The sequence below is a fragment of the Acinetobacter radioresistens DSM 6976 = NBRC 102413 = CIP 103788 genome (assembly GCF_006757745.1).
GTDB lineage: Bacteria > Pseudomonadota > Gammaproteobacteria > Pseudomonadales > Moraxellaceae > Acinetobacter > Acinetobacter radioresistens.
The window spans coordinates 2,606,646-2,629,841 of record NZ_AP019740.1; the positions used below are offsets into that span (position 1 = coordinate 2,606,646).

General features: G+C 43.6%; 16 protein-coding genes, 2 tRNA genes and 3 rRNA genes. 7 read left to right on the forward strand and 14 right to left on the reverse strand.

Annotation, left to right across the window (positions count from 1 at the left end; genetic code table 11):
- The first annotated feature begins 26 nt into the window (after positions 1-26).
- Together ACRAD_RS12230 and ACRAD_RS12235 are read left to right on the forward strand one after the other, a co-directional pair.
- Positions 27-362: a TIGR01244 family sulfur transferase gene (locus tag ACRAD_RS12230; protein ID WP_005018435.1), complete on the forward strand. Its 336-nt coding sequence runs from the start codon at positions 27-29 to the stop codon at positions 360-362.
- On the forward strand, positions 355-789 hold the full coding sequence (locus tag ACRAD_RS12235; protein WP_005021315.1) for a beta-lactamase hydrolase domain-containing protein: 435 nt from the start codon (positions 355-357) through the stop codon (positions 787-789). The genes ACRAD_RS12230 and ACRAD_RS12235 overlap by 8 nt, the downstream gene beginning before the upstream one ends.
- 155 nt (positions 790-944) lie before the next feature.
- Here the strand turns inward: ACRAD_RS12235 and ACRAD_RS12240 are convergent, their stop codons facing one another.
- Positions 945-2,945 carry an Ig-like domain-containing protein gene (locus tag ACRAD_RS12240; protein ID WP_005021314.1) on the reverse strand — a complete coding sequence of 667 codons (2,001 nt, stop codon included), beginning with the start codon at positions 2,943-2,945 and terminating at the stop codon, positions 945-947.
- A 207-nt stretch (positions 2,946-3,152) separates the two neighbouring features.
- On the opposite strand from ACRAD_RS12240, the gene ACRAD_RS12245 reads away from it, so the two are divergent.
- Complete coding sequence (locus ACRAD_RS12245) at positions 3,153-4,535, forward strand: dihydrolipoyl dehydrogenase (RefSeq protein WP_005021313.1); 1,383 nt, start codon at positions 3,153-3,155, stop codon at positions 4,533-4,535.
- Between the two features lie 49 nt (positions 4,536-4,584).
- Here the strand turns inward: ACRAD_RS12245 and ACRAD_RS12250 are convergent, their stop codons facing one another.
- The 9 genes from ACRAD_RS12250 to ACRAD_RS12290 all read right to left on the reverse strand — a co-directional run bounded on the left by ACRAD_RS12250 (position 4,585) and on the right by ACRAD_RS12290 (position 14,667).
- Positions 4,585-5,862 (reverse strand): M20/M25/M40 family metallo-hydrolase, encoded by a 1,278-nt coding sequence (locus ACRAD_RS12250; RefSeq protein WP_005021312.1) that lies wholly within the window; start codon positions 5,860-5,862, stop codon positions 4,585-4,587.
- Positions 5,863-6,033: 171 nt separating this feature from the next.
- Positions 6,034-6,148, reverse strand: a 5S ribosomal RNA gene (gene rrf / locus ACRAD_RS12255).
- 190 nt (positions 6,149-6,338) lie between these two features.
- Positions 6,339-9,228: ribosomal RNA gene (locus tag ACRAD_RS12260) — 23S ribosomal RNA — on the reverse strand.
- 363 nt (positions 9,229-9,591) lie between these two features.
- A tRNA-Ala gene (locus ACRAD_RS12265) sits at positions 9,592-9,667 on the reverse strand.
- A 55-nt stretch (positions 9,668-9,722) separates the two neighbouring features.
- Positions 9,723-9,799: transfer RNA gene (locus ACRAD_RS12270), tRNA-Ile, on the reverse strand.
- 61 nt (positions 9,800-9,860) lie between these two features.
- Positions 9,861-11,397, reverse strand: a 16S ribosomal RNA gene (locus ACRAD_RS12275).
- The 16S, 23S and 5S rRNA genes sit together here with 2 tRNA genes alongside, the layout of an rRNA operon.
- Positions 11,398-11,836: 439 nt before the next feature.
- On the reverse strand, positions 11,837-12,910 hold the full coding sequence (locus ACRAD_RS12280; protein WP_005024504.1) for a DUF6670 family protein: 1,074 nt from the start codon (positions 12,908-12,910) through the stop codon (positions 11,837-11,839).
- Between the two features lie 19 nt (positions 12,911-12,929).
- Positions 12,930-13,760 (reverse strand): CDP-diacylglycerol--serine O-phosphatidyltransferase, encoded by an 831-nt coding sequence (gene pssA, locus ACRAD_RS12285; RefSeq protein ID WP_005024502.1) that lies wholly within the window; start codon positions 13,758-13,760, stop codon positions 12,930-12,932.
- 49 nt (positions 13,761-13,809) lie between these two features.
- On the reverse strand, positions 13,810-14,667 hold the full coding sequence (locus ACRAD_RS12290; protein ID WP_005024500.1) for a 23S rRNA (adenine(2030)-N(6))-methyltransferase RlmJ: 858 nt from the start codon (positions 14,665-14,667) through the stop codon (positions 13,810-13,812).
- Between the two features lie 116 nt (positions 14,668-14,783).
- Between ACRAD_RS12290 and ACRAD_RS12295 the strand changes: the two genes are divergently transcribed.
- Positions 14,784-15,386: a 2OG-Fe(II) oxygenase gene (locus ACRAD_RS12295; RefSeq protein ID WP_005024498.1), complete on the forward strand. Its 603-nt coding sequence runs from the start codon at positions 14,784-14,786 to the stop codon at positions 15,384-15,386.
- Positions 15,387-15,460: 74 nt separating this feature from the next.
- Complete coding sequence (locus ACRAD_RS12300; RefSeq protein ID WP_005024495.1) at positions 15,461-15,988, forward strand: hypothetical protein; 528 nt, start codon at positions 15,461-15,463, stop codon at positions 15,986-15,988.
- A 37-nt stretch (positions 15,989-16,025) separates the two neighbouring features.
- Here the strand turns inward: ACRAD_RS12300 and ACRAD_RS12305 are convergent, their stop codons facing one another.
- From ACRAD_RS12305 to ACRAD_RS12320, 4 genes are all read right to left on the reverse strand, one after another.
- On the reverse strand, positions 16,026-16,289 hold the full coding sequence (locus tag ACRAD_RS12305; protein WP_005018415.1) for a DUF2789 family protein: 264 nt from the start codon (positions 16,287-16,289) through the stop codon (positions 16,026-16,028).
- A 162-nt stretch (positions 16,290-16,451) separates the two neighbouring features.
- Positions 16,452-17,438: a malate dehydrogenase gene (locus tag ACRAD_RS12310; RefSeq protein ID WP_005018414.1), complete on the reverse strand. Its 987-nt coding sequence runs from the start codon at positions 17,436-17,438 to the stop codon at positions 16,452-16,454.
- A 201-nt stretch (positions 17,439-17,639) separates the two neighbouring features.
- Positions 17,640-18,296 carry a ribonuclease T2 family protein gene (locus ACRAD_RS12315; protein ID WP_005024492.1) on the reverse strand — a complete coding sequence of 219 codons (657 nt, stop codon included), beginning with the start codon at positions 18,294-18,296 and terminating at the stop codon, positions 17,640-17,642.
- A 47-nt stretch (positions 18,297-18,343) separates the two neighbouring features.
- Positions 18,344-20,329, reverse strand: a complete 1,986-nt coding sequence (locus ACRAD_RS12320; protein ID WP_005024490.1) for a lytic transglycosylase domain-containing protein — start codon at positions 20,327-20,329, stop codon at positions 18,344-18,346.
- Positions 20,330-20,599: 270 nt separating this feature from the next.
- Here ACRAD_RS12320 and miaB point away from each other — a divergent pair, with 270 nt between their 5' ends.
- Both miaB and ACRAD_RS12330 read left to right on the forward strand, forming a co-directional pair.
- Positions 20,600-22,057 carry a tRNA (N6-isopentenyl adenosine(37)-C2)-methylthiotransferase MiaB gene (miaB, locus tag ACRAD_RS12325; protein ID WP_005018411.1) on the forward strand — a complete coding sequence of 486 codons (1,458 nt, stop codon included), beginning with the start codon at positions 20,600-20,602 and terminating at the stop codon, positions 22,055-22,057.
- Between the two features lie 38 nt (positions 22,058-22,095).
- Positions 22,096-23,193, forward strand: coding sequence for a PhoH family protein (locus tag ACRAD_RS12330; RefSeq protein ID WP_005018410.1), 1,098 nt, complete (start codon positions 22,096-22,098; stop codon positions 23,191-23,193).
- Positions 23,194-23,196 lie beyond the last annotated feature (3 nt).

Here is a 23,196-nt window from a genome sequence, read left to right on the forward strand (position 1 = left end):
TCCTTATGAGTCTATGGAGTAAAAAAATGAGCGAGAATGTAGGTTTTGCAGGCCAGATTGGCCCTGATCATGTGTCCCAAGTAGTTGAAAAAGGTTTCAGATCGATCATCAATAACCGTCCAGATATGGAAGGTGGTGCTGAACAGCCTACCAGTGCACAGATTGAAGAGGCCGCTCGAGCTGCGGGCCTAGATTATGTCTATCAGCCTGTTGTTGCTGGCCAGATCAGTGAACTTGATGTGCGCACATTTGCAAATCACTATAATGAACTGCCAAAACCTATTTTAATGTTCTGCCGTACTGGCAATCGCTCAAATAACCTCTATCAATTAGCAAAACAGATGGACCTGCTGGATGACTAAATACATATGCGCCCTTCTGCTCAGTCTGGGCTGGTGTGGAAGTGCCATCTCTTCAGTCAATGCTGCTGTTACTGACCAGGCCATCAGCAAACCTTTAAATGAAGAGGTTAGCGTAGCCGGACAGATGGATTTGGTAAAGTTTCAGCAGTTACTCAAGCAGGGTTTTAAATCAGTCATTGTTAACCGGCCCGACGGTGAGCTCGGCAATCCTGTAACCGTAAATCAGCTCCGGACTGTTGCAGAAAAGTCTCATGTCAGTCTGATTTACCAGCCTGTTGAAAGTGTAAAAGTTTCACAGCCGGATATTGTTGAGTTTGCTCGTTATTATAATAGCCTGCCTAAACCGATTCTGCTGATCTGTCATAGTGGGGGGCGCTCGACTGCTCTATTTAATCAGGCCAAGCAACAGGGATTATTACGTGAATAAAATTTTACTCGTTCTTTTATGTTCACTTACCTTGATGGGCTGCAGTTCTATGAATGTACGCCCAACTGTTGGGGTAAGTGTGGGAACCTCACTTTAATTTTCAGATACTGACATTCATAAAAAAACAGCGCCTAGGCGCTGTTTTTTATTTTTAATTAACGGATGGTATATTCTACTGATTTGATCTTTCCATTAGGAGCTGTTATACCCAGAATAATAGTGTCTCCTGCAGCACACTCTTTTAAGCGATATTCATAATTGACTTGTTCATTATTCCTAAAAGCTGAAGGTGTTTTTAAGTCAAATACATTAGGTACAGTCGCTCCACCTGCTCTTAATTCAGCTGAACATGATAACTCATTGTTTTTAGTATTATCCTCAACTTTAACTGCAACTGTGGTTCCTGTAGGCATCGGAACTGATCTAGCACTATTACCAAAAAGCTTGAATGAGAACTGCGTATTTGAAAGACTAATATCAGAAATAGTAGGAGTATCTGTAGCAAAAGCAAATAATAATTGCTGACGAATAACTGCATCCAAGTTATTGTCACAAGTAGAAGGTATATTAGGTTGCACAAATTTAGAATCAGTACAAGCTGTACCACTAGCTCCGCGTTTATAAAGAAACTCGCCCAAGTTAGAATTGTAGATATTATCTTCATTATCATCGCGGAAGAAGTCACCAATATTAGAGCTAAGCTTATCTATGCCAGCTGTATATAAGTTATCGCCATCTAAATCCTCATAGGTTTTATCTCCCTCTACATAAGCTAACACAGTCACACGATTGTCAGCAGGACGAGGATTCTGGGTAATCAGTTTTACAGTACAAGCGCCCCCTACTGTAGAACAATTAGGCATTATACTTCCGCCTTCTGCAACGAAACTGATGCTCGTACCATCGGGTACAGGATTACCGACTCTATCAACCATACGAGCTACAATTGTAGCAGAATCTCCATCTACATCATTTTGAAGCGAGTTTTTATCTACTGAGAGACTTAGTCCATCTTGAGTCACACGCCCCGTAGAGATAGTAACGTTTTTAGACAGTGCAAAAATATTAGAATTTAAAGCTAATGAGGCTTTGATTTCTACAGGCCCAGGTTTATTACCTGGATATAAATTAATAATTACTTTACCAGATGAGTTACTTTTGACAATTTTAGTTAAGCGATTACCTGGCGTAATGAAGCTTATATCTTCTGGCCCTCGCATAAGCTCAATTCTGACATCCTGATTGGTAGCCGGTTTTCCATTAGAGTAAATCGTATATTCAATCTGGCCAGAAGATGCAGATCCACTTCTTTGTATGCCAAGATTTACCGGATCTGAGCTGTAAACTATTGAGTTAGCCTGTATGTTCGCAATATTAACTTGAATACTATTGCTTATAGCTGTATTACTGCCAGTTGCAGTGATAGTCTGTAAACCTTCACACAAGTTACCATTTGCATTAACTGCTGTATAAGTTGTAGTAATATCGCCTTGATTTGAAGAAACCATAGAACTTGGTTCAAATTTTCCACAAGTTGCACTAAAGTTTACAGTTACATCGTTCTGATTAATACCTGTTACTGCATCTTGAGTTTTTAAAGTAATATTTGTAGAAGCACCTGATTCCAATAGTGTACTTTCTGCAGTCATGTTAGCTAAAGTTATATTAGAAGCCTGTAAAGTGAAATAATAGGGAGAAGAAGTTGACGATATACCATTATAAATTACAGTGGCAGAAATCTGGTGACTTCCTGTATCTGTAGTATTTGATGGTTTAAGAGAAATACTGGCTTCACCTTCAGCATTAGTTAAGACAGCATTATTAGTGGTGCCAAATGTGACACCTGAACCTGAAAAAGTAACTAAAGCACTGCTTATAGCTTGACCAGAAGCATTAGTTACTTTAACTTTTGCTGTAGCGCCTTGCACTGTAACGGTACGGGTCAATAAATTGTTAGTATCATAGAGCTCAATATTACTTATACGAACTTCAGCTGTAGTCCCCCCATCGGTCGAGCCTGACCCATTTCCAGACCCACCATCTTGATTAAAATATCCGTCACTTCCACCTCCACCACAAGCGACCAATACAATTGAACTCGTGAGTAGAGTTATATTTACCCCAAGTTTTTTTAATTTGATTAAATAGTTAGACATTTATAGACCCTATATTTCTTGTAAAATTCAAATCATTTAAAAATTGATTACTTATAAGTGAAATTTACTTAAAATAACATTTTTTATCAATCTGATTCTTTATTAATACCTTTCTTTAATTAGTTTTAACAAAAGATACAGACCAAAAATTACAACAATATATGATGAAGCCTTGAATATAAAAAATCTTTTAAAATAGGTAGATAAATGTACGATCTTATTATTGTTGGGGCAGGCACAGCCGGCATCGGTGCCTATAAGGAGGCAATTAAACATACACAAAATATTTTAATTATCAATGATGGCTCTTGGGATACTACATGTGCCCGTGTAGGTTGTATGCCAAGTAAAGTTCTGATTTCTTCAGCTAACCGGATGCATGACATACATCATGCAGATGAAGTTGGCTTAAAAGCTAAAAGTAAGATTAATACAGCTCACGTCATGCCACATGTACGACGGCTCAGAGATCAATTTGTAAAAGCTACTCTGATGGATGTAAAAAGCTGGAATGAAGCTCATAAAATCTCTGGACAGGCACATTTTATTAATGCCAACACCATAGAAGTGAATAGCCAGCATTATCAGGCTAAAAGCTTTATTCTTGCAGTTGGCTCAACTCCAAGCTTCGATATTAAATGGAAAAAAGAACTTCAGGATCGTTTAATTACATCAGATGATATTTTTGAGCTCGAGACTCTACCCAATTCACTGGCCGTAGTGGGTAGCGGTGTAATTGCCCTTGAGCTCGCACAAGCCATGCAACGTTTAAATGTAAAAACAACCATATTTGCACGTAGTCAGCGGATAGGTAATTTAAGCAGTCCAGAACTTCAGAAAATCGCCCAGCAGGAATTTGCTAAAGAGTTATGTATTTTATATAACACCTTACCTGAACAGGTAGTAAAAACAGAGCATGGGGTAAAGTTAAGTTATCAGCAGAATGGAAAATTTAAAGACTTAGAAGTTGATTATTTGTTAGTAGCTACCGGAAGGAAAAGTCTTCTAAATACATTAAAACTTGACCAGATTCACTCTGATTTTAAAGATATTAAAAATCTTCCTGTTCATCCAGAAACCAAACAGCTTACAGAGTACCCTATCTTTATAGTAGGCGATGCATATACAGATACTCCCATTCAGCATGAGGCAGCACAAGAAGGCAAGCTTGCTGTACATAACTGTTTAAGTTACCCCCATATTCAACCTATAAAATTATTTACGCCCCTATCTATTGTATTTAGCCAACCAGAAATGGCTATAGTTGGAAAAAGTTATCAACAACTGGTTAAAGCAGGCTCTCAATTTGTGACTGGAGAAGTTTTTTATGAGAAACAGGGAAGAGCCATCGTATTAGGAAAGAATATGGGCAAAGTTGAGGTATACGTAGATAAACAGACTAAACAATTACTGGGTGCAGAACTATTAGTAAACAATGCTGAACATTTTGCCCATCTGCTAAACTGGATGATGGCCGAAAATATAACTGTTGATCGCTTACTTGCAAAACCATTTTATCACCCAACTATGGAAGAAGGATTAAGAACAGCATTAAAGCACGCACGCAGACAATTAAATGTCCTAAATTAAATAAAGCCATGAATAAGAATTCATGGCTTTACTCTAGTCTTATATAAAACTATTTATTTTTCTGCTCTGAAATATCCATAATGAGCCGAGTAGCCATATATAAACGTGGAACAATACTTTCTACCAGAATATATTCGGCCTGATTGGAATGGGCTCCATATCCTGAAACTCCCATTCCTTCGATGACTGCTGCTTTGGAATCCAGCGCAGCAAAGGCAGCATCTGTCCCTCCACCTGTTGCCTCAGTTAGAATATTTAACGGCTGTTTGAATTCTTGCAAATAAATTTGTTGGGCCTGCTTGGCAATTGATAGAGCTTGCTCACTTGCAGATAAAGGAGGCCGGCGCAATTCAAATTTAACTGCCACTTGGCTGTCTTTTAATTTTTTATTTTTTATCCGCTCAGCCAATATTCTTTCAACTTTCTTAAAATCGGCATTGTCTAAGGCACGTACATCTGCCTGGGCTTGAGCCTCTTCTGGTATTACATTACGGGTTCTGCCAGCTGTAGCAACTGTCCAGTTTAATTTTAAACCTGTTTTAGCATCAGACAGATCCTGCAGCTGTAATATCTGGTGAGAAAGCTCAGTTAATGCATTTACCCCATCTTCAGGCTTAACACCCGCATGAGAGGCCTTACCTTTAACCTCTAAATAGGCAGCGCCAATACCGCTGGTAGCCAAGCGTAAACTTCCATCTGTTCCCCCACCCTCAAATGAAAATATGACATCCTGCTGTTGAGCAATTTTACTAATCAGTTTACGGGAACCTGGCGAACTGATTTCTTCATCTGAATTCATCAATACTGTTATGGTGCCGTAGTCCTGATAGTTTAATTTTTTAAGTATAGACAGAATATGAATAATCGATGCAACTCCCTGCTTGTCATCAATGATTCCCAAGCCATATGCTTTATCACCTTCAATACGAAATGGCTGTTTTGCTAACGAGCCTTTCGGATAAACTGTATCCATATGCGCAATTAGCATAATATTAGTTTGCCCCTTACCTTTATGGGTTGCTTTCACAACTGGTCCCACTTGCTCGGGCGTATCATCCATACGATAAATATCGTGATTAGTAATAATTTCTACTTGAGCACCCGTATTTTTAAGTTGTTGCGCTACCTGCTTGGCAATTATATTCAGCCCTTCTATATCGCGGCTACCAGACTCAATATTTACTAAAGTTTTTAAAGTATTTAAAAAAGGCTGCTTTTGTGACTCAGCTACTTTTATTAATTCTTGAGCTGAGGCGGCATGACTGATTGAAGTACAAATAAAAAGTGATATACCTATACCTATGCCATATTTTAATTGTCTTTTCATTTAATAATAATCCCTATCAATTTATCTGCTTTATAAATACAGCTCATAAGCTGAAGTTTAAATAAGTGAAAAATCAATATAATAATTTATTTATTAAAAGTAACTATTATTTTATATAACCCCTGCGCATAAAAAAAGCCCCCTCATGTGAGGGGGCTTTTTAGAATAATGAGCTGGCGATGACTTACTCTCACATGGGTAACCCCACACTACCATCAGCGCTAAGAGGTTTCACTTCTGAGTTCGGGAAGGGATCAGGTGGTTCACTCTTGCTATGGTCGCCAGCACAACTGTTGATGGACTTGTTCGGGTCTGATTTAACTGCGGTGCAGTATATGCCGTACTTTAGTCCAAATGAGTTATTAACAGCGGGCAGATCTGGGTCTGAATTGTATGTTCCAGCATTAGGCTGAATCAAGGGATATTGCATATTTATGAATCGATTGATGCTTTGTATACAACTGTTTGGGTGTTGTATAGTCAAGCCTCACGAGCAATTAGTATTGGTCAGCTTCACATATCACTATGCTTCCACATCCAACCTATCAACGTCCTGGTCTTGAACGGCTCTTTAGGTGACATAAAGTCACGGGGAAATCTTATCTTGAGGTAGGCTTCCCGCTTAGATGCTTTCAGCGGTTATCCCTTCCGAACATAGCTACCCGGCGATGCGACTGGCGTCACAACCGGTACACCAGAGGTTCGTCCACTCTGGTCCTCTCGTACTAGGAGCAGATCCTCTCAAATTTCCAGCGCCCACGGTAGATAGGGACCGAACTGTCTCACGACGTTCTAAACCCAGCTCGCGTACCTCTTTAAATGGCGAACAGCCATACCCTTGGGACCTGCTTCAGCCCCAGGATGAGATGAGCCGACATCGAGGTGCCAAACACCGCCGTCGATATGAACTCTTGGGCGGTATCAGCCTGTTATCCCCAGAGTACCTTTTATCCGTTGAGCGATGGCCCTTCCATACAGAACCACCGGATCACTAAGACCTACTTTCGTACCTGCTCGACTTGTGGGTCTCGCAGTTAAGCGCGCTTTTGCCTTTATACTCTACGCGTGATTTCCGACCACGCTGAGCGCACCTTCGTACTCCTCCGTTACTCTTTAGGAGGAGACCGCCCCAGTCAAACTACCCACCAGACACGGTCCTCGACCCAGATTATGGGTCAGAGTTAGAACCTCAACATTACCAGGGTGGTATTTCAAGGATGGCTCCATAGGAACTGGCGTCCCTACTTCAAAGCCTCCCACCTATCCTACACAAGTAAGGTCAAAGTTCAGTGTCAAGCTGCAGTAAAGGTTCACGGGGTCTTTCCGTCTAGCCGCGGGTACACTGCATCTTCACAGCGATTTCGATTTCACTGAGCCTCTGCTGGAGACAGCGCCGCCATCATTATGCCATTCGTGCAGGTCGGAACTTACCCGACAAGGAATTTCGCTACCTTAGGACCGTTATAGTTACGGCCGCCGTTTACTGGGGCTTCGATCAAGAGCTTCGCTTACGCTAACCCCATCAATTAACCTTCCAGCACCGGGCAGGCATCACACCCTATACGTCCACTTTCGTGTTTGCAGAGTGCTATGTTTTTAATAAACAGTTGCAGCGGCCTGGTTTCTGCGGCTGCCGACAGCTCAAGGAGCAAGTCCTATCACCATCAGCAGCGTACCTTCTCCCGAAGTTACGGTACCATTTTGCCTAGTTCCTTCAGCAGAGTTCTCTCAAGCGCCTTGGTCTACTCGACCTGACCACCTGTGTCGGTTTCGGGTACGATTCCTGTGTAACTGAAGCTTAGAGACTTTTCTTGGAAGTATGGTATCGGCCACTTCGCCAGTAAACTGGCTTGCTATCGACTCTCAGCATAGAGCACCCCGGATTTGCCTAAGATGCATGCCTACTGTCTTCCACCTGGACAACCAACGCCAGGCTGACCTAACCTTCTCCGTCCTCTCATCGCATTACACAGAAGTATTGGAATATTAACCAATTTCCCATCGACTACGCCTTTCGGCCTCGCCTTAGGGGTCGACTCACCCAGCCCCGATTAACGTTGGACTGGAACCCTTGGTCTTTCGGCGAACGGGTTTTTCACCCGTTTTGTCGTTACTCACGTCAGCATTCGCACTTCTGATACCTCCAGCAGACTTCTCAATCCACCTTCATCGGCTTACAGAACGCTCCCCTACCACGCACATAAATGTGCATCCGCAGCTTCGGCACATAGTTTTAGCCCCGTTACATCTTCCGCGCAGGCCGACTCGACTAGTGAGCTATTACGCTTTCTTTAAAGGGTGGCTGCTTCTAAGCCAACCTCCTAGCTGTCTATGCCTTCCCACATCGTTTCCCACTTAACTATGATTTTGGGGCCTTAGCTGGCGGTCTGGATTGTTTTCCTCTTGACTACGGACGTTAGCACCCGCAGTCTGTCTCCCGGATAGTACTCATTGGTATTCGGAGTTTGCATCGGTTTGGTAAGTCGGGATGACCCCCTAGCCGAAACAGTGCTCTACCCCCAATGGTATTCGTCCGAGGCGCTACCTAAATAGCTTTCGGGGAGAACCAGCTATCACCGAGTTTGATTAGCCTTTCACCCCTATCCACAAGTCATCCCCCGGCTTTTCAACGACGGTGGGTTCGGTCCTCCAGTTAGTGTTACCCAACCTTCAACCTGCTCATGGATAGATCACCCGGTTTCGGGTCTATACCCAGCGACTAGACGCCCTATTAAGACTCGATTTCTCTACGGCTCCCCTATTCGGTTAACCTCGCCACTGAATATAAGTCGCTGACCCATTATACAAAAGGTACGCAGTCACACCACGAAGGTGCTCCCACTGCTTGTATGCATGCGGTTTCAGGATCTATTTCACTCCCCTCACAGGGGTTCTTTTCGCCTTTCCCTCACGGTACTGGTTCACTATCGGTCAGTCAGGAGTATTTAGCCTTGGAGGATGGTCCCCCCATATTCAGACAAGGTTTCACGTGCCTCGCCCTACTCGTCATCATTATGTGTGCCCTTTCGTGTACGGGACTATCACCCTCTACGGTTGCACTTCCCAGAGCATTCCGCTAAAACACACATAACTTAATGGGCTGATCCCCGTTCGCTCGCCGCTACTGAGGGAATCTCAATTGATTTCTTTTCCTGAGGGTACTGAGATGTTTCACTTCCCCTCGTTCGCCTTGCATGACTATGTATTCATCATGCAATACCTACCTTATGGTAAGTGGGTTTCCCCATTCAGACATCTCCGGATCACAGGATATTTGCCGCCTCCCCGAAGCTTTTCGCAGGCTATCACGTCTTTCATCGCCTCTGACTGCCAAGGCATCCACCACATGCACTTAATTACTTGACTATACAACCCCAAACAGTCGACGTTACCTACAAGGAGCAACTTCAACATTACAGTTTAGAGCACTGTGCATTTAAGCACTGTACAGCTTCAATCTAAATTCATATACCAAAACGCTTGATTCAGTTAATTTGCTAGTTCTCAGTTCAATCTACGTTAGTCAACAGGTTGCCCTGTAACGTCTATTGAATGAGTTGAACAATTTATTTCAGACTCAAATTTGCCAATCTGTTAATGATTCACTGCATCCTCGTCGGATTGCAGTCAACTGTGATAAATCACAGAAGTTAATAAACCAGGATTCTTGAACCTTCCATTTACTAAATTCTGTAATCTCTAGCTTCGAATCAAATCATGTTTGATTCGTGGTGGAGACTAGGAGAGTCGAACTCCTGACCTCCTGCGTGCAAAGCAGGCGCTCTACCAACTAAGCTAAGTCCCCAGCTTATCAATAAGTCAACATATCTGTTTTTCTGCATTACTGCTTTCGTCAGTAGTGGTGGGTCTGACAAGACTTGAACTTGTGACCCCACGCTTATCAAGCGTGTGCTCTAACCAACTGAGCTACAGACCCTCAGATACATCGTCATGAAGAACAACTTGTTGTGGATTCTTACCAATCGTCAATCTTTCGTTAAGGAGGTGATCCAGCCGCAGGTTCCCCTACGGCTACCTTGTTACGACTTCACCCCAGTCATCGGCCACACCGTGGTAAGCGTCCTCCTTGCGGTTAGACTACCTACTTCTGGTGCAACAAACTCCCATGGTGTGACGGGCGGTGTGTACAAGGCCCGGGAACGTATTCACCGCGGCATTCTGATCCGCGATTACTAGCGATTCCGACTTCATGGAGTCGAGTTGCAGACTCCAATCCGGACTACGATCGGCTTTTTGAGATTAGCATCACATCGCTGTGTAGCAACCCTTTGTACCGACCATTGTAGCACGTGTGTAGCCCTGGCCGTAAGGGCCATGATGACTTGACGTCGTCCCCGCCTTCCTCCAGTTTGTCACTGGCAGTATCCTTAAAGTTCCCACCCGAAGTGCTGGCAAATAAGGAAAAGGGTTGCGCTCGTTGCGGGACTTAACCCAACATCTCACGACACGAGCTGACGACAGCCATGCAGCACCTGTATCAGAGTTCCCGAAGGCACCAATCCATCTCTGGAAAGTTCTCTGTATGTCAAGGCCAGGTAAGGTTCTTCGCGTTGCATCGAATTAAACCACATGCTCCACCGCTTGTGCGGGCCCCCGTCAATTCATTTGAGTTTTAGTCTTGCGACCGTACTCCCCAGGCGGTCTACTTATCGCGTTAGCTGCGCCACTAAAGCCTCAAGGGCCCCAACGGCTAGTAGACATCGTTTACGGCATGGACTACCAGGGTATCTAATCCTGTTTGCTCCCCATGCTTTCGTACCTCAGCGTCAGTATTAGGCCAGATGGCTGCCTTCGCCATCGGTATTCCTCCAGATCTCTACGCATTTCACCGCTACACCTGGAATTCTACCATCCTCTCCCATACTCTAGCCAACCAGTATCGAATGCAATTCCCAAGTTAAGCTCGGGGATTTCACATTTGACTTAATTGGCCGCCTACGCACGCTTTACGCCCAGTAAATCCGATTAACGCTCGCACCCTCTGTATTACCGCGGCTGCTGGCACAGAGTTAGCCGGTGCTTATTCTGCGAGTAACGTCCACTATCCTAAAGTATTAATCTAGGTAGCCTCCTCCTCGCTTAAAGTGCTTTACAACCAAAAGGCCTTCTTCACACACGCGGCATGGCTGGATCAGGGTTCCCCCCATTGTCCAATATTCCCCACTGCTGCCTCCCGTAGGAGTCTGGGCCGTGTCTCAGTCCCAGTGTGGCGGATCATCCTCTCAGACCCGCTACAGATCGTCGCCTTGGTAGGCCTTTACCCTACCAACTAGCTAATCCGACTTAGGCTCATCTATTAGCGCAAGGCCCAAAGGTCCCCTGCTTTCTCCCGTAGGACGTATGCGGTATTAGCGCTCCTTTCGGAACGTTGTCCCCCACTAATAGGCAGATTCCTAAGCATTACTCACCCGTCCGCCGCTGAATCCAGTAGCAAGCTACCTTCATCCGCTCGACTTGCATGTGTTAAGCCTGCCGCCAGCGTTCAATCTGAGCCATGATCAAACTCTTCAGTTAAAATCATTTGTACCTTATTTATAGACAAGGTACCAATTCTGGCTCATTAATCTTCTGACTAAAAATTTACTCAAATAAACTTCGAGAAATTTCTACCATTCAATCAATGAAAATTATTTCGATCGATCAACCAGTAAAAATCCACACAAGTTGTTCTTCATATTCTCTTAATGATCTTCTTACTGCTTCGTCAGCAGCAAGCTAGGTCGGCTATATTACGCTTTCTTTTCAGAAAGTCAACTGGTAATTCAGATTATTTTAAACTTATCTAACAAAACCCGACTTAACTATATTTAACTAAGTTGCTGTTTTATCAGAAGTTTTAATCTTCATCACCGCCGATGGATGTGCATTATAGGCCATTTTTTTCTCAACGCAAGCGGTATTTTATAAAAAAGTGATCGGCTGGTTATTTATCCGGCAAAAACCCGGCTTTTTTTTATTTCTTAAGTATACACGGCTCAGCCACACTTAACTGATCCAGTATTTTATCCTGTTCATTTTTTTCCTGCCAACGCAAAGGTCGGCAGTCAATATATTCAATATAACCGCTCTCGCCTTCATAGCTTTCGCCCTCCCAATGAGCCTGATAACGAAAGCTTCCGACATAGCCTGCTGCCAAACCAAATTTGAAATCCCCTCGGCTTTGTGCATGCAATTCAAATAATATTTGTCCTTCATGTTCTACGCACCAAGAAAATTCTCTAGGCAAGTACATCTTTTTACCATTAGGTGTAGTCACTTTAGGATAAACACGGTCTACTTTGAATATTACATTTTTGTCATGGAGCTCCATGTCTCCAGCTATATCACGCACATAAAGATGTGATTGAACAAGTTGATTAAAATTATTACGGATTTGTAGAAGCAGAACTTGTAAGGACGGACTCAGATTAATAACCTGATAGGTAAAAAAGCACCAGGTAATTACGGGTATATTGGCAGCACGGGCATATTCAAAGCTACCGGTTCCTTCAATTAAATAACGCTGTTCTTGGTAGTAAACTTCGCCTTTACACTGGCAAAGCAAAGACCAGTGCTCGAATAAGCCCCATTTTATTTTTATAAATTGAGAAAGAACAGGCAGAGTCACCACATTTAAATCTATAGAAAACTCGGGTGACTGGTGTTTGATTCGCAATGCAGGTAATTCACCAGATACTTGATCAATATCTGCAAAGGAAAAATTATCAGAATTAAAAAGGCACTGTTCTTTTATAGAGTAACTTTTAAGTTGCCCCACCATATGTGGACTGGAGCTGACCAAAACTGTTGCAGTATCGAGCGCCTGCTCAAGAATGGCACTTTGATTAAAAAATACTGGTATTCGGGGCTGGCCGATAAGACTTATAAAATTAAGATAATGAAATGGAGCAGGCAGATTGGGTAGAATCAGACCCTGATGGATAATTTTAAAACGGCCTTTAGGCGGATGATAAGCCAAGTTCAGTTTAGAAAATGATTTAGGGTTCAGCTGCTGTGATTGATTCAACGACGTAATCAATTTAACCATACTGAACCCCCTGATTTGGTTAGGTTATAATACGACTTTGATGTCTTCGGGCCAAAAATGTTGTAATGAAACCTGATAATGCATAAATAATAGAAACAGTCAGTATTCCAACAGGTATATTGTACGTAATTGCTGCAAGAATCAAAACAACAGGAAGCATGACTGCAAAAGGTACACGTTTGCGATCCATCTGTTTAAATGAGTAATACTTGATATTAGAAATCATCAGGATTCCGATAATCAGCATCAGGACAGCATTGGTGGCTTGAATTCCCCGGTCCTGCAGATCAAAAATCGCTGGAAAATCTATTCCTACCCAGATTAATGAAACCACAATGATTGCAGCCAACGGACTTGCAATCCCGATAAAATAACGCTTATCGACTACTCCGATCTGCACATTGAAACGGGCTAACCGGAAGGCGGCACAAGCGGTATAGACAAAACAGCAAGCTAAACCAATACGACCAAGATCATTAAGACTCCAGCTATACATGAGCATTGCAGGCGCTACGCCAAAAGCCAGCAGGTCAGACAATGAGTCAAATTGTTCACCAAAAGCACTTTGTGCACCAATGGCACGTGCTACCCGTCCATCCAGACCATCTAAGAGCGCAGCAATAAAAATCGCATAAATGGCCTGACTATAGACTCCATTCATGCTCGCGACTATTGAATAGAACCCTGCAAGTAAAGCTGCGGTCGTAATTAGGTTCGGCCATAGATAAATTCCACGACGCCTTATTTTCTGCCCTTCATGAGTATGCTCTTCTTCGACTACTTCAAAGGTAATTCCATCAAATGAGTCGTGAGAATTATCATCCCGTTCAGGCTTAGGTATATTTGTCATTCTTATACGTCCTAACTATGACCTTATCCAATTTACGGTAAAATACAGATTATTCACCAACTAGCCAGCGTACTGCCGCATGTCCGCCAATTTCCTGCATGCGCAGATGTGGAAACAACCATTGTAGTGCCTCATCTGCATCTTCAGAAAACTTCCAAGGCGGATTAATGACCAGTAAACCACAACCATTTAAACCGACTGGCGTATCATCCGGCCATACACAGATTTCACAGATGAGCTGCCGGCGAATACCGGTCTTCATCATTTTCTTTTCAAAACGCTCAATCATGGCGCGATCCTTAATCGGATACCACACGGCAAATACGCCCGTCGGCCATTTTTTATAGGCATTCTGTAAAAGCTCTACCAATTGCGGAAAATCTTTACGTTCTAATTCATAAGGCGGATCAATCATGACCAGACCGCGTTTTTCTTTCGGTGGAATAACGGCCAGTAGTCCCTCATAAGCATCACGTTCATGCAGCCCAGCACGTGAATCACGAATATTGTCACGTAACTGCTGAAATATATCCCGTTGCATTTCAAACACTGTGGCTTTATCAATATCACGCATTCCCTGTAATGCAAACCATGGTGAGCCCGGATAAGCTCCTTGACCCTGCTGGCTACGCATACTTTCAACCAGTTTCAGGTATTGCTGTACGCCTTCTGGTGCATTACGCTTGACTGAGTCATCCAGCTTGACCAAACGGTGAATACCTGTCAGAAATTCACCAGACTTTTGTGCAGGTGCAGACGACAGATCATATTGACCCGCGCCGCCATGCGTATCGATATAACGATAAGGCTTGTCTTTACTATTCAGGCGTGTCAACAATTGCAGCAACAGTACATGTTTCATAACATCGGCAAAGTTGCCTGCATGGAAATGGTGACGGTAATTCATTTTTGCATTAATTCCTTAGTTCAATAGGCATTTTAGCATGAAAAAATGTTTCTTTAAGGAACTTCTCTTATTCTAAAATAATCCCTTACTTTTTATCCTTATTTTTTCGAGGTGATATGGAAGACGTTCTTCTACCGCAATCCTGGGCTCTTGACCAAGTGATCAGTGATTTACATCAACATGGTTTTGCAGTTATTGATCGAGCCTATGAGCAAGCTTATTTGCATGATTTAGTAGAAGAATGTACTGAAAATATTAATCGTTTTCGGGAAGCTGCTGTTCAAAACGGAGTGGTTACGCAAATCCGCAGTGACCATATTTTATGGATCAATGAGAATTTGCCTATTGCACAGCAACATATAAACACCTTGCAACAACTGGCTATCACACTTAACCGGGCATTCTTTACCAGTATTCGTGAAGTTGAAGCTCACTTCGCCTGTTATAATGCTGGCGAGTTTTATACTTTACACCGTGATAATCCCCAACAAAAAAATGATCGGGTTTTTTCTGCTGTTTACTACTTACATGAACAATGGCAGAGTCACTGGGGTGGGCAGTTGCGCTTACAGGATGTACATCAGGATTGGCATATTATTGAACCCACACCCAATCGATTGGTGATTTTTCAAAGTGATCTTTTGCATGAAGTCTTAAAGGCGCAACAACAGCGCCTGTCTATTACTGCATGGCTACGTAGTGGACCGGTGTTATGGTAAAGGCCGGGCCGGTCGCTTTAAATCTGTAAAACCAGCCTCATATATAAACTTAATATTTATAAGAGTAATGGCGAATGCTAGAAGATACCAAGCAACTGATAGCCCGCATCGGTGAAACAGATCAATTGTTCTTGTCATGCAGTACGCCTGAACTGGCGCTTGAGCGTGGGCAGTTACGCATGGAACTGGTAAATCGCAGCAATCATCGTCAGGAACAGGTTCATTTCTTACAGGAGGCTATTGTCATTCTTGAACAAGGCCGCCTGGAATATGAAGAAATGCCGTTAAGGGTTTACCTTGACCTCTCGATTCAGCTAGCTAAAGCTTATATGGTTTTCTTTGAATTGAATCGTGAAGCGCATTTTGCCTTAATTGCCCAGCAGATTTTAAAACCATTGGCACATTATGAGCATGGTGAAATTTTTCTGATTTTAGGCTATGCATCTGTTGCTAAAAATGAATTGGCTCTTACCCGGCACTGGCTGAGCAAATATACCAAGACTCAAGAGTTTGATCGGGAAACATTACGACAACATTTTGCCTTTCAGGCTGTGCGTAATGAGGACTGGTTTATGAAACTGCTTCAGTCGCGTGTTCATTGATTGAAATCAAAGGCTCTTCACAGAAGAGCCTTTTTTCTTATTCAGGATGCTTAGGATTTTTATCGTCTTCAACGTGCAGCATCTGGTTCAGCTTGTCAATAATCACAATCCATTCATCATCCTGATGCCAGTGTTCACGCAGGAAAGAACTCTGCCCCTGTGTCCAGAAATCTGCTTCTGGTAAAATTACATCAGAAGGAAGCTGATGATCTTTTGCAAACTGGTCTATAGAAGCTTCATCTGAAGGTAAGCCTAATTGCTCAAATAATAATTCTAAAGTGGGTTGTTGTTCGAGTACCATAACTTGACTCCTATTTGTTATTTCATCAATCTATAAACTAACAAATACGCAGAAAATTAGGGCTACAGGCCGATGTATTCTTGTTATCTTTTGTGATAAATCTAAAGATGACTATAAAAAAAGCGCCTATGACAGGCGCTTTTTATCAATCTAAAAAATAGATTATTTAAGCATATCAGCAACTGCTGCGCGCTCTTCTTCAAGTTCGTTCAGAGTTACGTTAATGCGCTCACGGCTGAATTCGTCGATTTCAAGACCTTGAACGATTTTGTATTCACCGTTTTCAGTGGTTACAGGGAAACCAAACATTACGCCTTCAGGAATGCCGTAAGATCCATCAGAAGGAATACCCATTGTTACCCATTTGCCGTTTGTACCAAGTGCCCAGTCACGCATATGGTCGATAGCAGCATTTGCAGCAGAAGCAGCAGAAGACAGGCCACGCGCTTCGATAATCGCAGCGCCACGTTTACCAACAGTTGGAAGGAATACGTCTTTGTTCCATTCAGCATCGTTGATTTTGTCTTTCAAGCTTTCGCCGTTCACAGTTGCAAAACGATAGTCAGCATACATGGTTGGAGAGTGGTTACCCCAAACAGTCATGTTTTCGATGTCAGAAACTGCAACACCTGCTTTTTGAGCAAGCTGAGTCAAGGCACGGTTGTGGTCAAGACGTAGCATTGCTGTAAAGTTTTTCGCTGGAAGATCTGAAGCAGATTTCATTGCGATGTAAGCATTGGTGTTTGCAGGGTTACCTACAACCAATACTTTAACGTCACGACTAGCCACTTCGTTAAGCGCCTGACCTTGACCGATGAAGATTTCACCGTTCACTTTAAGCAGGTCAGCACGTTCCATACCAGGACCACGTGGGCGTGAACCCACAAGAAGCGCGTAATCAGCATCTTTGAATGCTACTTTAGGATCATCAGTACCGATCATGCCCGCCAACAATGGGAAAGCACAGTCGTCTAGTTCCATCATTACGCCTTTCAGCGCTTGTTGAGCTTTCTCAACAGGAATTTCTAATAATTGAAGAATAACTGGTTGGTCTTTACCCAGCATTTCGCCGCTTGCGATACGGAATAACAGGCTGTAACCAATTTGACCAGCAGCGCCAGTAACGGCAACGCGAACAGGTTGCTTCATGTAATTATCTCCAATTGAGGATCGTCATAATGATTAAATAGCTGTTCTATCTAATCTTAATAAACATAAACGGCAAAGATTGTACTCCAATCGTCTGATAGATGCATGTAAAAGAGAATGGATTTCCCCTAAAGTCTGATAGGAAATATAAATGAAATCCTTTTCATACTTTCAGATTATCTTTAAGCATCAAATAATTGTTTAATATGCCCCTTTTACGGTAAAGCTACCTGGACAACTGGAGACGACTTCACTTGAGCACTGTTTATACTGCCCATTAACCCGGTAACATACCTGAACCTCTGTCAAGACAGGTGTGCCTCTTAAACTTTCACAACTAAAGCGTATTCCATTATTTGGCAAAGCAGGGTTCAGTTTTAAAAACTGCTGTTTTAATGAATTATTTTGCATTTGACGACTGACTGAGCCGGTCAGATCGGCAGGTATTTTTAAGCGCTCGGCATAATTAATAATGGTACGGAAATACTGGCTGGCATTCATTGGCAAACACCCTCCTACGCTATGCCATAACTGAGCACGGCTATTTTCACCCGGCATAATACGCGACACAACGTTTGCCTGAATGGGTGACAGATTTGCAGAAGAACTGGTTGTACAGTCTTCTTCTGTTGTTTCAGGCAGCAAACCGGCAATCGTCAATGAATACCCTTCCAGACACTGGCGGGTTTTCTGTCTGGATGAGTCCAGTGCACATACTGCCGGTGTCATTTGCACACGCATCACATACCCCTGCAAAGCTGGTGCAGCAAAGGCCGGAGAACTACACAACCCGATCACAGCAGTTACACATCCGGCAGCTGCAAAAGAAGAGGTTGCCTTTAGACTTATTTTCTTCATTGAAAAACTAGCTATAAATTGCAGTAACACATTAATTCACCGGACCCTTATGGTGTATTCCTGACCGGTATTACTTTCATCCGGTTCTGAATAGATTGTGGTCCTTGCCCCAATAGCACCCCATAATGAGTTGCATTTGCCATGACATTTTTAACGTAGTCACGGGTTTCAAGTAACGGAATGGCTTCCGTATATTGATCAGCAGTCAGACTCTGAAATTCAGGCTGCCAGCGCTTAGCCCTGTTCGGACCGGCATTATAGCCAGCCGTTGCCAATACAGGGTTATTACTGAGCTGATTTTGTATCATGGACAGATAATAAGTACCGTAGCGGATATTGGTATTCATATCAGTCAGGGCAGCCGGGTTATAACTCTCGCCCATTTGCCGGGCGACCAGTCGTGCTGTATCCGGCATGATCTGCATCAATCCGCCAGCTCCAACATGTGAACGTGCAGAAGATACAAAACGGCTTTCCTGACGCATAAGTCCATAAGCCCAAGCAGGATCTACTCCCACATTGCGGCTATGACTCACCACTGTACCCTGATGTGGAGTAGCATAACGGTAACTGTAATTATGCTGTCTCACTGTACGTTCTGCGGCATAGATTGCTCGATCATACCATCCCATATCATGAGCACGTTTCGCCGCAGCGAGTAATAAACCATCATCCTGCTTCAGGTATGCCTGACGTACTGCCCAGTTCCACTCACGGTTAATATAGCTATCTGGTGCATTAATACGGCGCAAGGTAAACGCGCGGTTAAAATGGATATTCTGGTTCAGCCGCTGCATGTCTTGGCTAGAAGGTTGCTGATTACCCGGCACACTGCTGTATTTTTGGCCCAACTGATCCTTTGCTAACAGATTATGATAATCATCGCCTGCCTGGGCCAATTTACTATAGATAGCTCGTGCTGTCTGGCGTGAACCACTGTCATTCCGTTTTTCCACGCTACGGGCCAGCCAGTATTGCCAGCGGTCTTCCTGTTTCTGGGTGACTGTCATACTATCAATAGCACGGATTACACTCTCCCACGCTCCAAAGCGAATCGCCTGTCGCGCATAGATTTCTGCTTCTTCAGGGGTAAATGGATAACCATAGCTGGTATCTAAAGCATTCAGGACTTCCCGATTAAAATTATTCTTCATGACAGTAGTACCGCCAATATAACCCACTGTGCGATACAAATAGCGTTGTACATCGGCAGGCGTACCCTCAGCCGCGCGTTTTACCGAAGATAACGCTGTTTCCAGTTCGTTATTGGCCAAGCGTCCCAAGGCAAAAATCAGATAAGCATGATCGGTTGGAGTCGCTTTGGGTGCAGACCATAAATAATTAAGCGGATTAGCCTGAATCTGGTTCAGCTGGGGCAATGATAAAGGTAGCCCAATAGTTTGTGCAGTTGCCAGCGCATGACCCGACTGTCCTGCCCGTAGTTGTCCCCATAAACGCTGCTGGCGATCTTGAGCAGTCATTAATGGGCTGGCCAGCATCATACGCCCCAAACCGGTACAGGAATCAGGCTGCGATTCAGTAGTAAACCATATATCCTTATACTCGGCGAAGACCAGAGGGTCGCCAGTCTTAGCCCGCACCTGGGCAACCGCACAGCTTTCTGCACGGTCAGGATTGGTCACATAAGCCAAAACTGGCTGGGCATTGGCATAATCAGCCTGTTTTACTTTTTCTTCTACATAGTCAGCGGCAAGTTTTTCGGTCATGGCAGCCTGCGGATACCGCTGGGCAAAGCTAATAATTGCTGAAGGCGACTGAAAACCCAGATTGGTATTTAATTTCCAGTATTCCGGATAATAGCCAAGTACATCATTTTGCATAGCAGCCTGATACTGATCTAACAGCGCAACATTACCCGCATTGGCAGCCCTTAAGGCATCATTAAACTGCTCGTCAGCAGCTTGGCTACAATGTATACCGAATACACTCATCAAGCTTCCAAGCAAGAGGCGCTGAAAACTTTTGTTTTTTAATCCATATTTACTTAATGAATTATTTTTCTTGAGATGCATACCCGCCCTTTTCCAGCTGCAAAACCCAGTTCCGGACCGATAGTTTAATTATTCTTTATGATGACTACTGTTGTGTTATGTAAACTCATGATTCACCTCTCATTAATTCAAAAGTAATTTTGTCTGTAAAATCAACGTAAACTGAACTGAATTTATTTTTAGGGCTTTAGTTAAAAATACTGTTAAAATGTGCGACCTTAAAAATCCCTTTACCGGTTGATTTATGTATATTCAGGCCGGTTATCTGATCATTATCCTTTAGGAGCCTACATGACGGTTCAAACCTTCATTCCAAATGGTGCCAAAGCTGCCTCAGAAAACACTGTTACCCAGCCACAGCACACCCCTGCCGATAATATGCCAGTTAAAAAACTGTATATTGAAACGCAAGGGTGTCAGATGAATGAGTATGACAGTCACCGTATGGCAGACCTTTTAGGCGACTCACATGGCTATATCCTGACCAGCAATCCGGCTGATGCCGATATCCTGCTGATGAACACATGTTCAATCCGTGAAAAAGCACAGGAAAAAGTGTTTAGTGAGCTGGGCCGCTGGCGTAAGCTGAAAGACCAGAATCCTGACTTGGTGATTGGTGTGGGTGGCTGTGTGGCCTCCCAAGAAGGCGATAATATTCAAAAGCGTGCGCCTTATGTCGATATGGTATTTGGCCCGCAAACCCTGCACCGTTTACCGCAAATGCTGGACCAGCATATAGACCAGCTTGAGAAGCCAAAGAAAGAGAAGATCAAGCTGGTTGATATTTCCTTTCCGGATATTGAAAAATTTGACTTTTTGCCCGAACCACGCGTAGAAGGCTATAAAGCTTTTGTTTCAATCATGGAAGGCTGTTCAAAATACTGTTCGTTTTGTGTAGTTCCTTATACCCGTGGTGAAGAAGTTTCACGTCCGCTGGATGATGTACTGGCCGAGATTGCTGGTCTGGCAGAAAAAGGCGTTCGCGAAATCAATCTGCTTGGCCAGAACGTAAATGGCTATCGTGGAGAGACTTTCGAAGGCACTATCTGTACCTTTGCTGACCTGCTGCGTCTGGTGGCCGAAATTCCGGGTATTGGCCGGGTTCGTTATACCACTTCACACCCGCTAGAATTTAATGATGATCTGATTCAGTGTTACCGCGACTTGCCACAAATGGTCTCACACCTACATTTGCCGGTACAAAGTGGTTCAAATGACGTACTTCAGGCAATGAAGCGTAACCATACTATTGATGTTTATATTGAAAAAATAGCCAAGCTTCGTAAAGTCCGTCCCGATATGCATTTATCAAGTGATTTTATTATTGGGTTTCCAGGCGAGACTGATCAGAATTTTGAAGAAACTTATCAGTTTATTCAGGAAATGGACTTTGACCACTCTTATAGCTTTATTTATTCCAAACGTCCTGGTACACCAGCCTCAGAGCTGGCCGATGACACACCGGAAGAAGTGAAAAAAGAGCGTTTAGCACGTGTTCAGCAATGGATCAAGCAATCCAGTATTGCAAAAACAAATGCCATGCAAGGAACGATTCAACGTGTTCTGATTGAAAATATTTCAGAAAGGGATCCGAACTTGCTAGTCGGTACAGCCGATAATACCCGTCTGGTTACCTTTATCGGAGACCCGGCTTGGGTGGGACGTTTTGCCGAGATTGAAATTACCGAAATTAAAACTTTAAATTTAGTTTACGGAGAACTCTTGAATCTTGAGCCTGACGTGGCGTAATGTAAGGGGAACGACAAAAATTACTTAAAGGATTTCTCTTGACTGCAGCGATTCGACGTACAGTAAGTTTCCCTGGCATTTCTATGGAACGCCTTAAGAGCATGTTAGGTGCTTATAACGGACATATGAAACAGATTGAACAGCGTCTGGATGTCAAAGTTACCCATCGTGGTGATAGCTTCTTTGTAGATGGTGAAATCGATGCAGTTGAACGGGCAGAAAGCCTGTTACAGCGACTGCATGAAGAAGCCGAGGTTTCGCAGCAGATCAGTGCCGATGTACTGCATATGATGATTCAAGGCAGTCAGACCGAGCGCGAGCTGATGGATGATACCGAGCAGGAACATACCGGCCTCGACAGTGTCTGGTTACAGACCCGAAAAGGCCGGATCAATCCACGCGGTGCCAACCAGAAACGTTATGTGCAGCGCATTTTGCAAAGTGATATCTCTTTTGGTATCGGTCCTGCTGGTACAGGTAAGACCTATCTGGCGGTTGCTGCTGCAGTCGATATGCTGGAACGTAATGAAATCCAGAGAATTCTTTTGGTCCGTCCGGCGGTAGAAGCAGGTGAGAAGCTGGGCTTCCTGCCGGGTGATTTAAGCCAGAAAATTGATCCTTACCTTCGCCCTCTTTATGATGCACTGTATGAAATGCTCGGTTTCGAGAAGGTTGCCAAACTCATCGAACGGCAGGTCATTGAGGTTGCCCCACTTGCTTATATGCGTGGTCGAACCCTGAACCATTCTTTTGTCATTCTGGATGAAGCACAGAACACCACGCCAGAACAGATGAAAATGTTCCTGACCCGTCTGGGTTTTGGTTCGCGTGCAGTAATTACCGGAGACATTACTCAGGTAGATTTACCACGTGGACAGCAATCAGGACTAGCCCATGCTTTGCGGGTACTGGAACCGATTAAGGAAATTCATATTACCCGCTTTCATTCACGTGATGTAGTACGCCACCAGTTGGTACAAAAAATTGTAGAAGCATATGAAGGCTGGGACAGTGAACAGTCCCGGCTGAGTGCTGAAGCACGTGCTGAGCGCAAGGCACGTCAAGAAGCACTTGTAAATGAAAATGATACTGCTGCAGATGCACAGCATCAATCAGAAACACCAGACAACATTTAAGGT